Annotated in this window: 1 protein-coding gene; it reads right to left on the reverse strand. The window is 57.2% G+C overall.

From position 1 onward, the window contains the following. Positions 1-711: replication endonuclease (locus BN1115_RS09440; protein ID WP_042656949.1), on the reverse strand; the 711-nt coding region annotated here is incomplete at both ends.

Genomic DNA, 711 nt, shown 5'->3' on the forward strand with positions numbered 1-711 from the left:
CCATTCTTCCAGCATTGAGGCGGATAAAGGCCTTGGGGGTGGAATAAGAAGGGCGCAGGGCCTGCTTGTCACGGGGGCAGAAGATGCCGCCCATAGCGACACAGAAGGCGCTCCAGTTGCCTTCATCAGCAGCACGGCGGCAAGCATCGAGCAGCAGCCAGTCGCCTTGGGTGAGGGTCTCGAATCCGGGCATGTCGTAATCCTGATTAGCCATGCGGCGAAGTTCACGCCACGCGGTGACAGTAGGGCCGCCGATTTGCTGGAACTGGCGGATGTTGTTGGCGCTCTTCCATGCGAGAACGCGGTGAACGGAATCAGTGGCATTGGTGCCAGTTTCGTAATCGGTACCCACGGCGAAACCATCGATGTTTTTGGCGATGTATTTGGCGCAGTAAGAGACGGCGGAACCTTTCTTGAGGTCGATGGCCTTGCAGGTGAAGCGATGCTTTTTAGCGCCAAGTTCATCAGGGGAATCCCTGAAACACTCTTTGCGACAGATAAGGCGAAAGCGGTTCGCTTGGTCATGCGGCAAGTAGATTGCGGCGTGCCAATGGGGCGTACCATCTGCATGAGGCTCGGCAAAGCGGAAGCCGTAGATGGTGATGGGCTCTTTGGGATTGGCCTTGGTGCCCTTGTCAGAGCAGCGGCGACCGATGTTACGCCATACCTCATTGAGGTAATCCTGCCCGTCTTTGACAGTAGGGCGGCCAG

Origin of the sequence: Aeromonas allosaccharophila (assembly GCF_000819685.1) — a bacterium.
Lineage (GTDB): Bacteria > Pseudomonadota > Gammaproteobacteria > Enterobacterales > Aeromonadaceae > Aeromonas > Aeromonas allosaccharophila.